At 72.9% G+C, this 14,964-nt stretch carries 10 protein-coding genes; 8 read left to right on the top strand and 2 right to left on the bottom strand.

The window, feature by feature from the left end; translation table 11 throughout:
• Positions 1-46 precede the first annotated feature (46 nt).
• From G6W55_RS06265 to G6W55_RS06255, 3 genes are all read left to right on the top strand, one after another.
• Positions 47-2,965, top strand: a complete 2,919-nt coding sequence (locus G6W55_RS06265) for a DEAD/DEAH box helicase (protein ID WP_375372434.1) — start codon at positions 47-49, stop codon at positions 2,963-2,965.
• Positions 2,962-4,251, top strand: coding sequence for an SWF or SNF family helicase (locus G6W55_RS06260; RefSeq protein WP_175519778.1), 1,290 nt, complete (start codon positions 2,962-2,964; stop codon positions 4,249-4,251). Before G6W55_RS06265 ends, G6W55_RS06260 begins: the two co-directional genes overlap by 4 nt.
• Before the next feature lie 214 nt (positions 4,252-4,465).
• The gene (locus G6W55_RS06255) at positions 4,466-5,809 is read left to right on the top strand and encodes an esterase-like activity of phytase family protein (protein WP_175519777.1); all 1,344 of its coding nucleotides are present in this window, start codon (positions 4,466-4,468) and stop codon (positions 5,807-5,809) included.
• Between the two features lie 116 nt (positions 5,810-5,925).
• On the opposite strand, the gene G6W55_RS38295 is transcribed toward G6W55_RS06255, so the two are convergent.
• Complete coding sequence (locus G6W55_RS38295) at positions 5,926-6,222, bottom strand: hypothetical protein (protein ID WP_309243648.1); 297 nt, start codon at positions 6,220-6,222, stop codon at positions 5,926-5,928.
• 518 nt (positions 6,223-6,740) lie between these two features.
• Positions 6,741-7,907: a xylose isomerase gene (gene xylA, locus G6W55_RS06245; protein WP_175519775.1), complete on the bottom strand. Its 1,167-nt coding sequence runs from the start codon at positions 7,905-7,907 to the stop codon at positions 6,741-6,743.
• 141 nt (positions 7,908-8,048) lie between these two features.
• Between xylA and xylB the strand changes: the two genes are divergently transcribed.
• From xylB to G6W55_RS06220, 5 genes are all read left to right on the top strand, one after another.
• Positions 8,049-9,494 (top strand): xylulokinase, encoded by a 1,446-nt coding sequence (gene xylB, locus G6W55_RS06240; RefSeq protein ID WP_175519774.1) that lies wholly within the window; start codon positions 8,049-8,051, stop codon positions 9,492-9,494.
• A 173-nt stretch (positions 9,495-9,667) separates the two neighbouring features.
• Positions 9,668-10,876 carry an ROK family transcriptional regulator gene (locus G6W55_RS06235; protein ID WP_175519773.1) on the top strand — a complete coding sequence of 403 codons (1,209 nt, stop codon included), beginning with the start codon at positions 9,668-9,670 and terminating at the stop codon, positions 10,874-10,876.
• Positions 10,877-10,993: 117 nt separating this feature from the next.
• Positions 10,994-11,617 carry an N-acetylmuramoyl-L-alanine amidase gene (locus tag G6W55_RS06230; protein WP_175519772.1) on the top strand — a complete coding sequence of 208 codons (624 nt, stop codon included), beginning with the start codon at positions 10,994-10,996 and terminating at the stop codon, positions 11,615-11,617.
• 121 nt (positions 11,618-11,738) lie between these two features.
• A complete protein-coding gene (locus G6W55_RS06225) occupies positions 11,739-12,989 on the top strand; it encodes a GAF domain-containing protein (protein ID WP_175519771.1) in 1,251 nt (416 codons plus the stop codon).
• A gap of 437 nt (positions 12,990-13,426) precedes the next feature.
• Positions 13,427-14,950: an aldehyde dehydrogenase family protein gene (locus G6W55_RS06220; protein ID WP_030786690.1), complete on the top strand. Its 1,524-nt coding sequence runs from the start codon at positions 13,427-13,429 to the stop codon at positions 14,948-14,950.
• The last annotated feature ends 14 nt before the right edge of the window (positions 14,951-14,964 follow it).

The raw sequence follows: 14,964 nt of genomic DNA, 5'->3' as shown, positions 1-14,964 counted from the left end.
AGTAGTCAAACTTGAGGAGTAGCTCATCTCTGTCGAGAAGGTTTCCGTGGAAGCACCGTCCCAGTTCTTCGAACCAGCCCGCTGCCGTGCCGTGTTCGTGCCCGGCGACCCGGCCCGGTCCGGCCGGGTCGCCTTCTGGCTGCCCGACGGCGACATGGAAGGCGTGGACTCGGCCGAGGAGCTGTCCGTCGTGGTGCCCGCGGGCAGCGGGATGGCGCTCGCGCGGGTGCCGGCCCTGATGCTGCCGGTGGGACAGGCCCTGCCGGTGCTCGCACGCGCGCGTGTCGCCTCGGAGGGTCACCGGTCCGCCGCGTTCTGGGGCGCGGCCGCCCTGCTGGCGTTGCGATGCGTGGCACGCGGTCTGCTGCTGCCCGGTCTGTCGGCGGGCGACCACGACGCCTGGCGCATCGGCCCGCTGGGGCCGGAGGACCTGGAGGCCGTACGCCGGCTGGCCGCCTCGATGCCGCCCGAGGCCCACGCCGTCCCGGTGGACGACGGGCCGGGCCTGCGCCTGCCCGACCCGGAGCGGCTGCTGCGCGCCTTCCTGGACGCGGTCGCGGACACCCTGCCCCGCTCCCCCGCCGCCCCGCTCCTGACCGGCGGACCGGTCTACGCGGCCGCCGAGCCGCAGCACGTTCCCGGGCTGCGCGCCTGGGCGGGTGACGTGGCCGCCGGGCACGACGCGGGCGTGCGGGTCTCCCTGCGGATCGAGGTGTCGGGGCTGGCGACGGACGGGATCGACACCGCCGGGTCGGACACCGCGCGGGTCGACACCCCGGTGTCCCCCGCCGAGGCGGTCGTCGGCCCCGTGTTCCGGGCCGTGCCGCAGGTGCACAGTGTGAGCGATCCGGGGCTGGTGGCGGACGCCGCCGAGGTCTGGGCGGACTCGGGTGTCGCGCGGGGCGCGTTCGGTCCCCGCACGCGGATGGACGCCCTGCTCGCCCTGCGCCGCGCGGCCCGGGCCTGGCCCGCGCTGACGCCGCTGCTGTCGGCCGGCGTGCCGGACGCCGTCGTCCTGGTCGACGAGGAGGTGGCGGAGCTGCTCGGGGAGGGTTGCCGGGCGTTGGCGGGAGCGGGCGTCGAGGTGCACTGGCCGAGGGAACTGGCCCGCACCCTGACCGCCCGCGCGGTGGTGGGCCCGCCGGACGACGGGACGGACCGGGACCGCCCCGGCACGGCCCTGCCGTCGGCACTGTCGGCGGACACGCCGTCGTTCCTGTCGGCGGACGCGTTGTTGTCGTTCACGTGGTCGTTCGCGCTGGGCGACCAGCGGCTCACGCGGGAGGAGCTGGACCGGCTCGCCGAGGCCAACCGCCCTCTGGTGCGGCTCCGGGACCAGTGGGTCCTGATCGATCCGCAGGAGCTGCGCCGTGCCCGGGCACGGCAGGATCACAAAGTGACCCCCGTCGAGGCGCTGGGCGCCGCCCTGACAGGCTCGACCGAGGTCGACGGCCGCCGGGTCGAGGTGCGGTCCACGGGGTGGCTGGCGGCCCTGCGGGAGCGCCTGACGGCACCCGAGGCGCGGGAGCCGCTGGAACAGCCCGCCGCGCTCCGGGCCACCCTGCGCGACTATCAGCGGCGCGGTCTGGACTGGCTGGCCCGCAACACCTCCCTGGGACTGGGCTGCTGTCTCGCCGACGACATGGGGCTCGGCAAGACCATCACGCTGATCAGCCTGCATCTGCATCGCCAGACCGACCCGTCGTCCGCCGGTCCGACCCTCGTGGTCTGCCCTACCTCGCTGATGGGCAACTGGCAGCGCGAGATCGAGCGGTTCGCCCCCGGTACGCCGGTGCGCCGCTTCCACGGACCGCGACGCGATCTGGACGACCTGGGCGCCGGGGAGTTCGTGCTCACCACGTACGGCACCCTGCGGCTCGACGCGGACCGGCTGGGCCGGGTGCCGTGGGGGCTGGTCGTGGCGGACGAGGCCCAGCATGTGAAGAACCCGTACTCGGCGACCGCGCGGGCGCTGCGCACCATCGGCGCACGCGCACGCGTGGCGCTCACGGGCACGCCCGTGGAGAACAACCTGTCGGAGCTGTGGGCGATCCTGGACTGGACGACCCCAGGACTGCTCGGCCGGCTGGGCACCTTCCGCACGCGGTACGCGCGGGCCGTCGAGAGCGGCGCGGACCCGGCCGCAGCGGAGCGGCTCGCCCGGCTCGTCGGGCCGTTCCTGCTGCGCCGCCGCAAGTCGGATCCGGGCATCGCCCCGGAGCTGCCGCCCAAGACCGAGACCGACCGCCCGGTGTACCTCACCCCGGAGCAGACGGGCCTGTACGAGGCCGTGGTGCGCGAGACCCTCGCGGCGATCGCCGATGCCGACGACATGGCGCGGCGCGGGCTGATCGTGAAGCTCCTCACCGGCCTGAAGCAGATCTGCAACCACCCGGCGCAGTACCTCAAGGAGGAGCGGCCGAGGACCACCGGACGCTCCGGGAAGCTGGAGCTGCTGGACGAACTGCTCGGCACGATCCTCTCCGAGGGGGCGAGCGTGCTGGTCTTCACGCAGTACGTGCACATGGCGCGGCTGCTGGAACGCCATCTGGCCGCACGCGGCGTGCCCACCCAACTCCTGCACGGCGGCACGCCGGTGGCGGAACGCGAGGCGATGGTCGCCCGTTTCCAGAACGGCGAGGTGCCGGTGTTCCTGCTGTCCCTGAAGGCGGCCGGTACGGGGCTCAACCTCACGCGCGCGGAGCATGTCGTGCACTTCGACCGCTGGTGGAACCCGGCCGTCGAGGCGCAGGCCACCGACCGGGCGTACCGCATCGGCCAGACCCGGCCCGTGCAGGTGCACCGGCTGATCGCCGAGGGCACGATCGAGGACCGTATCGCCGACATGCTGCGCCGCAAGCAGGGCCTCGCCGACGCCGTGCTCGGCTCGGGCGAGGCCGCGCTCACGGAACTGACGGACGCCGAACTGGCCGAACTGGTCGAGCTGCGAGGGGGGACGCGATGAACGGATCCGACGACCGTCGGGAGCGTACGGACGACGGGCAGGAGCGCACGTTCGCGGCGTCGCCTCCCGCGCGCGGGCGTGGATTCGCCGGAACGTGGTGGGGGCGGGCCTGGCTGGCAGCGCTGGAGGACGGCGCGCTGGACGGTGAACAGGTGCGTGCGGGACGCCGGTTCGCGCGCGCGGGTGCCGTGGGCGCGGTGTCGGTGCGGCCGGGCCGCATCACGGCGGTCGTCCGGGACCGCGACGGCACCCCGCACCGGGCCGACGTCCTGCTCGGCGTGCTCTCGGACGCCGAGTGGGATCGATTCCTGGGGCTGGCGGCGGAACGGTCCGGGCACGTCGCGGCGCTGCTCGACCGGGAGATGCCGCCCGATCTGGTCGAGGACGCGCAGACGGCCGGCGTCGACCTGCTGCCGGGGCTGGGAGACCTGGAGGCCGAGTGCGGCTGCGGCGCGTGGGACCACTGCGGCCACACCGCGGCGCTCTGCTATCAGGTGGCCCTGCTGCTCGACGAGGACCCGTTCGTGCTCCTGCTGCTCAGGGGGCGCACCGAACAGGCCCTGCTGGACGACCTCCAGGCCCGGGGCACCAACGGGCCCGCCGCCGAGTCGGAGGCGCCGCTGTCGGAGGGGACGGACGCCCGGGAGGCGTACGCGGCCGGGGACGTCCTGCCGCCGCTGCCGGCCCTTCCCGGGCTGCCGGAGGAGCCGGGCGTGCCGCCCTCGCTGGACACCGACGCACCGCCGCCGCCCGGGGTGGATGCGGCGGCGCTGGAAGTCCTGGCCGCGCGGACCGCCGTGGACGCGCGTCTGCTGCTCGCCGAGTTGCTGTACGGCGGCGCGGAAGGGCGTAAGCCCGAGGCGGATTTGACGGTGGCTCAGGATGCCGTGCGGCTCGCGGTGGGTGCTCCCGGTGCCCCGGAGGCCGACGCGGCGTCGATGGGTCGGCTCGCCGCCGGATCGGGCCGCAGCCGGGAGCAACTGGCCTCGGCCGTACGCGCGTGGCGGTACGGGGGCGCCGCCTCCCTGGCGGTGTTCGAGGAGGAGTGGACGGTGGAGGGCGAGGCCCTCGCACGCGCGCGTGCCGCTGTCGACGCGGCCTGGGAGGGTGACGAACGGCCGGAGTTGCGGGCGCGCGGGAACCGGTGGACGGTCGTCGGGTCGCCCTGTCAGGTGCGGCTGGGGCGCGACGGGCGTTGGTGGCCCTACCGCAAGGAGGGCGGCCGCTGGCTGCCGGCCGGTGAGGCGGCCCAGGACCCGGCCACGGCACTGGCGTCGATCCAGTGAGCCGAGCCGGTGGGGCGACTCGGGACGCGACGCGGCGCAAGTGATTCGGCAGGTGGCCCAGTAAGCGCTTACGCCGAGTGCGGGCGAGCAGGGACGAGCAGGGGCGTCGGTCCGACGGGCGGCCGACGCCCCGCGTTCACGCGGATGTGGCGCGGCGTTCGAAAGGAAACCCAACTCTGGCCGCTGTCAGTGAACTTGCCCCTCAGGAGGCCAGATGTCCCCGCACGCCACCGGACGGCGCCGCGTCCACCGTTCCCTCGCGGCCGGAGTCCCGCTCGCCGTGCTGGCCGCCCTCGTCACCACCGGACCGGCCGCTGCCGGCACGCCGTCCGGGCAGGCGCACGTCACCCGGACGGCGACCCTCGGCGACATCCCGCTCGGGGCGTTCAGCAACGCGCTGCTGCGCGGCACGGTGAGCGACGACCGGGGCGTGGACCTCGGCGGCATCGGCAGCGACATCTACCCGACGGGCCGCAAGGGCGAGTTCTGGACGGTCACGGACCGCGGGCCGAACGGTCAGATCAAGGTGGACGGCACCAAGCGCCGTACGTTCCCCGTGCCCGGCTTCGACCCGGCGATCGTGCGGATCCGCGTCAGCGGGAAGACGGTGCGGGTCGTGGACGCGATCCCGGTCACCACCCGGTCCGGGAAGCCGGTCACGGGGCTGTCCAACCAGAAGGGCCGCGACGAGGCGCCGTACACGTACGACGCGAAGACGCCGCTCTCCTACGACCCGAACGGGCTGGACACCGAGGGCATCGTGCGGGCGGCGGATGGGACCTTCTGGCTCGCCGACGAGTACGGGCCCTCGCTGGTGCACGTGTCCGCGCGCGGGAGGGTGCTCACGCGCTATGTGCCCGAGGGCCTGAAGCTGACCGGCACGGACTACCCGGTGGTGGAGGCGCTGCCCTCGGTCCTGCTGCACCGGAAGATCAACCGCGGCTTCGAGGGCCTGGCCCTGCTGCCCGGCGGTGACCTCGTGCTGGCCGTGCAGAGCCCGTTGTCGCTGCCGGACACGGACGCCGGTGAGTCGTCGCTCACCGCGCGGCTGCTGCGTTTCTCACCCCGGAAGAAGGCTGTCACCGCCGAGTACGCGTACCGCTTCGACCCGGTGAACGTGGTCGACCCGAGCGAGGACGACCCCTCGGAGCTGAAGATCTCCTCCGTCGTCGCGGTGGGCGGCGACCGACTGCTGGTCGAGGAGCGCACCGACAAGGCCGCCCGGCTCCAGGTGGTCCGGCTCGGGCGGTCCGCGAACATCCTGGGCAGCCGCTGGGACGACGAGACGACGTCGCCGTCCCTGGAGCAGTTGGCCGACCCGTCCGCCGCCGGGGTGCCGGTGCTGGCCAAGCGGCTCGTGGTGGACCTGGGCAAGGTCGCCGGGGTGCCCGGGAAGATCGAGGGCGTCGCGCGCGTGGACCACGACACGCTCGCTCTGATCAACGACAACGATTTCGGGATGACGGACGGCCCCGACGCCTTCGACGCCCGGGGCAGGCTGGTCGACAGCGGCATCGAGACGACGGTGACGTACGTGCGGCTGCCGCACGGCATCTGACGGCGGGACCGTGCCGACGGGGACGGCCGGGGGTCGGGATACGGCCCCCTTCATCCCCGTCGGTGCGGCGGTCACGCGCGCGTGAGCCTGCTCGGAGCGCACACACGCGCGTGGGGCTACGGCAGCAGCTCTTCCAGGGTCGGGAGCAGGGACTCCAGGTCGCTGGGGAGCTGGGTCGGCAGGGTGGTCGGAAGCGCGGTCGGCAGCTCTGAGGGCAGCTCGCTGGGCAGCCGGGTGGGCAGTTCGCTCGGGAGCCCGCTGGGGAGTCCGCTGGGCAGCTCGATCGGAAGGCTGCGGGACGGCGTGGGTGTGCCGCCGGTCCCCTTGCCCGGCTCGTCGTCCGGTGAGTCGTCGGACGAGAGCGCGAACGCGACGGCGGCGATGACGCCGATGGCGACGACCAGCGCGATCACGGTGAAGAGAGGCGTCCGGCGCCGTCCGGGACCGCCTCCTGGCGTGCCGGAGGGCGGCGTCGGCGGCCCGAAGCCCGATTCCGGCGACCCATGGCTGGGACCGGCAGCGGTCGGGCCGTAGCCCGGATCAGGTGGCCCGGCGCCCGGATCGGTCGGCCCGTAGCCAGGGTCCGGCGGGCTGTAGGCAGGGTCCTGCGGTCCGTATCCGGGGTCCGGCGGGCCGAAGCCGTAGGGCGGTGTTCCGTGGCCGCCGGGAGGCGGCGTGTCGCCCGGCGGTCCGGGCGGCTGGGGCGGTACGGGTGGCATGGCCATACCGTCCAGCGTCCCTGGCCAACGGCCCGGACCGCGACCCCCGTAGGGAAGTTGATACGCAGTCATGCCATGGACCACATGATTCCGGCGTAGCCGGTGCGGACCAGGGCCCAAGTGGAGTCGGCCTCCGCCGACGGCGGCACGCGCGTGTGTGTGCCCGCTCGGGGTACGCACACGCGCGTGCGTGAGATTGCGTGTGCCGCGGGTCAGCCGCGGGCGCCGAGGAGGTGGTCCATGGCGAGCTGGTCGAGCTGCTCGAAGGCCATGCCACGCACGGCGGCCGCCTCCACGTCGAAGTCCTCGAACGCGCTGCGGTCGGCGAGCAGGCTCTCCAGGCCGTCGGCGGCCGTGGCCTGGGCGAGCTGGTCGAGACGGGCGGCGCGCAGGGCCTCCTGGACCTCGGGGTCGGCCCGGAACGCGGCGGCGCGCTCCTTGAGGATCAGGTAGTTGCGCATGCAGCCCGCGGCGGACGCCCAGACGCCGTCGAGGTCCTCGGTGCGCGGCGGCTTGAAGTCGAAGTGCTTCGGGCCCGCGTAGCCGGCGCTCTCCAGCAGGTCGACCAGCCAGAACGCGGAGCGCAGATCGCCGGCGCCGAAGCGCAGGTCCTGGTCGTACTTGATGCCGGACTGGCCGTTGAGGTCGATGTGGAAGAGCTTGCCCGCCCACAGGGCCTGCGCGATGCCGTGCGGGAAGTTCAGCCCGGCCATCTGCTCGTGGCCGACCTCGGGGTTCACGCCGTACAGCTCGGGGCGCTCCAGGCGCTCGATGAAGGCGAGGGCGTGGCCGACAGTGGGCAGCAGGATGTCGCCGCGCGGCTCGTTCGGCTTGGGCTCGATGGCGAAGCGCAGGTCGTAGCCCTGGGAGGTGACGTACTCGCCGAGGAGGTCGAACGCCTCCTTCATACGGTCCAGGGCCACGCGGACGTCCTTGGCGGCACCGGACTCCGCGCCCTCACGGCCGCCCCAGGCGACGTAGGTCTCGGCGCCCAGCTCGGCGGCCAGGTCGATGTTGCGGATCGTCTTGCGCAGGGCGTAGCGGCGCACGTCGCGGTCGTTCGCGGTGAACGCGCCGTCCTTGAAGACGGGGTGCGTGAAGAGGTTGGTGGTGGCCATCGGGACGGTCATGCCGGCGGTGTCCAGGGCCTGGCGGAAGCGCTTGATGTGCTCCTCGCGCTCGCTGTCGGAGGACCCGAACGGGATGAGGTCGTCGTCGTGGAAGGTGACGCCGTGGGCGCCGAGCTCGGCCAGGCGCTGCACGGTCTCGACCGGATCGAGGGCACGCCGCGTGGCGTCGCCGAACGGGTCCCTTCCCTGCCAGCCGACGGTCCACAGGCCGAAGGTGAACCTGTCATCGGGGGTGGGCTGGTAGCTCATGCCACGGCTCCTTGCTGTGAAGACTGCCTTGCCGACTATTTCGTCATGGCCGTTTACAAATTAGTATGCCAGCACGGTTCTGGGAAGACAGATCCCGCGAAGCCGTCGAAAAAACGCGAAAAGATCTTGAGGGAGAGCCCGATGTCAGCAGCCGAGGGTCCGCTCGTCGTCGGCGTGGACTCGTCCACCCAGTCCACGAAGGCGCTGGTCGTCGACGCGTCCACCGGTGAGGTCGTCGCCAGTGGCCAGGCGCCGCACACCGTGTCCTCCGGGGCCGGCCGGGAGAGCGACCCGCGCCAGTGGTGGGACGCCCTGTGCGAGGCGCTGCGCCAGTGCGGCGACGCGGCGCGCGAGGCCGCCGCGGTGTCGGTGGGCGGGCAGCAGCACGGCCTGGTGACGCTGGACGGGCACGGCGCGCCGGTGCGTCCCGCGCTGCTCTGGAACGACGTGCGCTCGGCCCCGCAGGCGCGCCGGCTCACCGAGGAGCTGGGCGGCGCGAAGTTCTGGGCGGAGCGCACGGGGTCCGTGCCGGCCGCCTCCTTCACAGTGACGAAGTGGGCCTGGCTGGCCGAGCACGAGCCGGAGACCCTGCGCGCCACGAAGGCCGTACGGCTCCCCCACGACTACCTGACCGAGCGCCTCACCGGCGAGGGCACCACCGACCGGGGCGACGTCTCCGGCACCGGCTGGTGGGCGTCGGCGACCGAGGCGTACGACGAGGAGATCCTCGCCCACGTGGGCCTCGACCCGGCGCTGCTGCCGCGCGTGGTGCGTCCCGGCGAGGTCGCGGGCACCGTCCGCGACAGCCATGACCTGCCGTTCGCCAAGGGCACCCTGGTCGCCCCCGGCACCGGCGACAACGCCGCGGCGGCCCTGGGCCTCGGGCTGCGCCCCGGCACGCCGGTGCTGAGCCTCGGCACCTCGGGCACGGTGTACGCGGTGGCGAGGACGCGTCCGGCGGACCCGACCGGCACGGTGGCCGGTTTCGCCGACGCGCACGGCGACTGGCTGCCCCTGGCCTGCACCCTGAACTGCACCCTCGCGGTGGACCGGGTCGCGGCGCTGCTGGGCCTGGACCGCGAGGCCGTGGAGCCCACCGCCGAGCTGACCCTGCTGCCGTACCTGGACGGCGAGCGCACCCCGAACCTGCCGAACGCCTCGGGACTGCTGCACGGCCTGCGCCACGACACCACCGCGGGACAGTTCCTCCAGGCCGCCTACGACGGCGCCGTGCACGCGCTGCTCGGCGCGCTCGACCTGGTCCTCGACGCGGACGCCGACCGTTCGGCCCCCCTGCTGCTGATCGGCGGCGGCGCGCGCGGCACGGCCTGGCAGCAGACCGTACGACGGCTGTCCGGCCGGCCCGTGCAGATCCCCGAGGCAAGGGAACTGGTCGCCCTGGGCGCGGCCGCGCAGGCCGCCGGCCTGCTGACCGGAGAGGACCCGGCCGCCGTGGCCCGGCGCTGGAACACCACGCGCGGCCCGGTACTGGACGCCGTGGAACGGGACGAGGCGACGCTGGCGAGGATCTCCGGGGTACTCTCCGACGCGGCGCCACTGCTGGAGCGCGCGCCGCACACCCGCTGAGGATCGCGCCCACCCGCTGAGGACCGCCGCACTTGCCGCACTTCTTGACGCCTTGACTTCTTGACGCTTTGGCTTTCTGGCTTCTTGGCTTCTTGGCTTCCTGAGAACGGCACCGCCTGCAACCGCACTCCCTGAGAACCGGCAGATCGATGAATCGACGAATCGACGGAGGCATGACCGCACCGCTGCACGAGGCCCGCGCCACCGGCCCCGGGCGCGCGCTGCCCGACACCCAGCAGGGCATGCGCCGCCGCAACCTCGCCCGGGTGATGCACGCCGTCAGCGCCGAGGGTTCGCTGTCCCGGGCGGCGGTCGCCTCCCGCATCGGTCTGACCCGGGCGGCGGTGTCCACCCTCGTCGACGAGCTGATACGCACCGGCCTGCTGGAGGAACTGGGACCGGAGCGACCCGGCCGGGTCGGACGGCCCGGCTCGGCGCTGGCCGTCAGCGGACGGGGCCCCGCGGGACTCGGCGCCGAGATCGGCGTCGACCATCTCGCGGTCTGCGTCATCGACCTGCGCGGCGAGGTCCGGGCCCGGATCGAGCGTCACGGCACCAACCGGGGCCGCTCCCCCGAGCCGGTGGTCGAGGAGCTGACCGGCATGGTGCGCCAGGTCGTGGCCGAGGCGGAACGCGAAGGGCTGTGGCCGGCGGGGCTCGCCGTGGCCGTACCCGGCCTGGTCGCCCGCGACGCGCGGACCATCGTCCGCGCACCCAACCTGGACTGGCACGACACCGACCTCGGCGCGCTGCTGCCCGGCGACTTCCCCCTCACGGTGGACAACGAGGCCAACTTCGGCGGCCTGGCCGAACTCTGGCTCCGTCCCGACACCCCCCGCGACTTCCTGCACGTCTCGGCCGAGATCGGCATCGGTGCCGCGCTGGTCGTCGACGGCAGCCTGCTGCGTGGCACCCGGGGCTTCGCCGGCGAACTCGGTCACGTACCGGTCCACCCCGACGGACCGCCCTGCGTGTGCGGTGGTCTCGGCTGCCTGGAGCAGTACGCCGGCGAGGAGGCGGTGCTGCGGGCGGCCGGTCTGGAGCCCGGCGGGGACCGCGTCGGGCTGCTCGCGGGGCTGGCGACGGACGGCGACCCGAACGTACGCCGTGCCCTGCGCGAGGCGGGAACGGCCTTCGGGATCGCGCTGACCGGGGCGCTGAATCTGCTGGACCCGGAGGAAGTCGTGCTCGGCGGCGCCCTGTCCGGGCTGGCGCCCTGGCTTCTTCCGTCGCTGGAGAGCGAGTTGGCCCGGCGTACGGCAGGTCCGCCCTGTCCGGTGTCCGTGTCCCGGCTGGGCCCCGAGGGGCCGTTGCTGGGGGCGGCGCACTCCGTGGTGCGAGCGGTGCTGGACGATCCGGCGGCGGTGGCGGGGCGGGTCTGAGAGCCGCTCGGGCCTGAATTACCCGTTCGAGTGAGCGAGTTGTCCACAATCAGGTGGTCGTCCACCGAAGTCGTCGGCCTTCCGCTGCCACGCCGAACGGCGCCGTAACGTGATCGCATGAACACGCACCGCAGCCTCATCCCGACACGAACCCGATCCCTGCTCGACCGGCGGCGGATCCTGAAGGGCGCTGCCCTCACCGCCGTCCCGTACTCCCTGCTTCCCGACGCGAGGGCCGGGGCGACAGCCCAGCCCGTCGACTACCGGCCGGCCGCGTGGCAGCCCGCGTCCGGCGCCAACTACACGGTCTCGGAACGGCCCGGAGAGCATGCGATCGACCTGGTCGTCATCCACGTCACGCAGACGACCTTCGCCCAGGCACTGGACATCTTCCGGAACCCGAAGAAGAGAGTGTCCGCGCACTACGTCGTGCGCTCGGGCGACGGTCGGGTGGCGCAGTGCGTGCGCGAGTCCGACATCGCCTGGCACGCGGGGAACTGGGAGTACAACACCCGCAGCGTCGGCATCGAGCACGAGGGCTGGGTGGACCGGCCCGCCTACTTCACCGACGCCCTCTACGAGCGGTCGGCGCGTCTGACGGCCTCGGTGTGCGAGCGGTACGGCATCCCCAAGGACCGCGCGCACATCATCGGCCACCACGAGGTACCTGGCACCGATCACACCGACCCGGGCCCGAACTGGGACTGGGCCCGCTATCTGAAGCTCGTCGACTCGGCCTGACCCGCACCGGGTCTCCGCGTCTCCTCGACTCCGTCTTCCGACGACCTCCGTCCAAACGGTTGTCGGCCCGCACACCCGGAGTGACGATGTCCCCAGCCGTAGCTCCTCCGAGGAGGACGATGTGAACGATCCCTGGGTGGCCCTGGAACCAGGGGCCGACCCTACCGAACGGATGCGGATCCTGCGCAGAGCGCACGAGACGTTCACCGTCGCGGGCACCATGCCCCGTCCGGTACGTGCCGTGGTGGCCGACTCCTGGCGGCGTTCGGCGCGGGCCGGCGTGGGTCCGGACGGCACCGCGAGCGTGGAACTGACCGACGGGGACCTCGGCGCCTACCGTGCCGAACATCCGCTGGCCCGGGTGATGCCGCTGTTCCGGGAGTTGATGGGCACGTTCGCGGCCGACGGCGAGCATCTCCTCGCGGTGTGCGACGCGCACGGCAGACTCCTGTGGGTCGAGGGCCACCCGGCGACCCGACGCCAGGCGGGGCGCATGAACTTCGTACCGGGCGCGCGGTGGGCGGAGAGCGCGGTCGGGACGAACGCCCCGGGCACGGCGGTCGCCGTCGACCGCCCGGTTCAGGTGTTCGCGGCCGAGCACTTCATACGGCGGGTGCAGCCGTGGACGTGCGCGGCGGCGCCGGTGCACGACCCACGGACCGGGCGGGTGCTCGGGGCGGTGGACATCACGGGGGGCGACGGGCTGGCGCATCCGCACAGCCTGGGGTTCATTCAGGCGGTGGCACGGGCCGCCGAATCCCAGCTCGCCCTGCTCGACTCGGGCCGACCGGCCACGGGGGCGGCGGAGTTGACGGTGCTGGGCCGCGACGAGGCGCTGCTGCTGGCCCACGGCCGCAAGCTCCGGCTCAGCCGCAGACACAGCGAGATCCTGCTGTTGCTGGCCCGCCACCCGGAGGGGCTGACCGGCGACGAACTGCTCTGCGCGCTGTACGAGGACGAGTCGGTGACACCGGTGACCCTGCGCGCCGAACTGGCCCGGCTGCGCGGGGTCCTCGGCCCCGGCCTGCTCCTGTCGCGCCCGTACCGACTGGCGCTGCCGGTGGAGTCCGACGTCGACGCCGTGGAACGACGCCTGCGCGCCGGAGCGGTGACGGCGGCACTGGCGGCGTACGCGGGCCCGCTGCTGCCGGCCTCCCAGGCACCGGCGGTCGTACGCCTCGGACACCGCCTGTCCGACGGCCTGCGCGCCGCCCTGATCGCCCACGGCGACCCCGACCTCCTGGCGGACTGGGCCCACACGCCATGGGGCGAGGACGACCTGAACGTCTGGAGGGCACTGGCGGCGATACGGCCCACGCCGACGGTACGGGCCCGGTTGTCCGCGCTGGAGGCGGAGCTGGCTGCGCCGTGAGGAGTGAGCGTTGGGAGAGGAAGACGGACCACGGGTGGAGCGCCAACGTCGACGTGCCGAAGCCCGGAACCGCGTCCGTCCACTCCTGTCACGCGTCGAAGACGTCGTCGATCGGTCGGGGATCGCACCTGCTCGGGGCCTGGGCCAGATCACCTCAACGCGCCTTCAGTGACCGGCATTTCGCGGGCGCGGCCCGAGGGCGCGATACAGGTTGGGGGGGAATTGAGTCTGAGTCGGGAGGCCATGTGCCGGGAGGGACGCGGAGCGCCTCGCCCTCCACCAGGTCCTGGTCGAAGCCGACTTGCTAGGTGAGTCTCGGCGATCGAGTCGGACCTGTCACGGCGGCAGCGCGCAACGTCCTCGCAACCTCTGCCTCCCTACCCTCCCGCTCAGAGCCGTCCAACGGCGGGCGGCACTGCTCAGGGAGGCTGACCAGGATGACCCGTTACGCGGCGCCCGGAACCGAGGGCGCGATCGTCTCCTACCAGGCGCGGTACGACCACTTCATCGGGGGCGAGTACGTACCGCCCGCGCGGGGGCAGTACTTCGAGAACCCGTCGCCGGTGAACGGGCAGCCGTTCACGGAGGTGGCACGGGGTACGGCGGAGGATGTGGAGCGGGCGCTGGACGCGGCGCACGCGGCCGCGCCGGGCTGGGGGCGCACGTCGGCGACGGAGCGTTCGGACATCCTGCTGAAGATCGCCGACCGGATGGAGGCGTATCTGGAGCCGCTGGCCGTCGCGGAGACCTGGGAGAACGGCAAGCCGGTCCGGGAGACGCTCGCGGCGGACATCCCGCTGGCCATCGACCACTTCCGCTACTTCGCGGGCGCGGTCCGGGCGCAGGAGGGTGCGCTCAGCGAGGTCGACGACGACACGGTGGCGTATCACTTCCACGAGCCGTTGGGTGTGGTGGCGCAGATCATCCCGTGGAACTTCCCGATCCTGATGGCCGCGTGGAAGCTGGCTCCGGCGCTCGCGGCCGGCAACGCGGTGGTCATCAAGCCGGCCGAGCAGACGCCGGTCTCGCTGCACTACTGGATGAGCCTGGTCGCGGATCTGCTGCCGCCGGGTGTGGTGAACATCGTCAACGGGTTCGGCGAGGAGGCGGGCAAGCCGCTCGCGTCGAGTCCGAGGGTGGCGAAGGTCGCGTTCACGGGTGAGACGTCCACGGGCCGGTTGATCATGCAGTACGCGGCGGAGAACCTGAAGCCCGTCACGCTGGAACTCGGTGGCAAGTCGCCGAACATCTTCTTCGACGACGTGTGGGAGAAGGACGACGACCTGCGCGACAAGGCGCTTGAGGGCTTCACGATGTTCGCGTTGAACCAGGGCGAGGTGTGCACCTGCCCGTCGCGCGGGCTGATCCAGCGCGGCAACTACGGCGACTTCCTCCAGGCCGCCGTCGCCCGCACCGAGTTGATCAAACCCGGTCACCCGCTCGACACCGACACGATGATCGGCGCGCAGGCGTCCGGCGAGCAGCTCTCCAAGATCCTCTCGTACATCGACATCGGCCGGCAGGAGGGCGCCAAGGTGCTCACCGGCGGGGAACGCGCGGAGTACGACGGTGAGTTGAAGGGCGGGTACTACGTCCAGCCGACCATCTTCGAGGGCGACAACAGTATGCGGGTCTTCCAGGAGGAGATCTTCGGTCCGGTGGTCTCCGTGGCGTCGTTCGACGACTTCGACGACGCCATCAAGACCGCCAACGACACGCTCTACGGTCTCGGGGCGGGCGTCTGGACGCGGGACATCAACACGGCGTACCGGGCGGGCCGGGCCATCCAGGCGGGCCGCGTCTGGACGAACTGCTACCACGCCTACCCGGCGCACGCCGCCTTCGGCGGGTACAAGCAGTCGGGGATCGGCCGTGAGACGCACAAGATGATGCTGGAGCACTACCAGCAGACGAAGAATCTTTTGGTGTCGTACTCCCCGAAGAAGCTGGGCTTCTTCTAGACACCGAACGGAAG

The organism is Streptomyces sp. CAI-85, from assembly GCF_013363615.1.
Lineage (GTDB): Bacteria > Actinomycetota > Actinomycetes > Streptomycetales > Streptomycetaceae > Streptomyces > Streptomyces antibioticus_B.
This window is presented reverse-complemented; position numbering and strand designations above follow the sequence as displayed.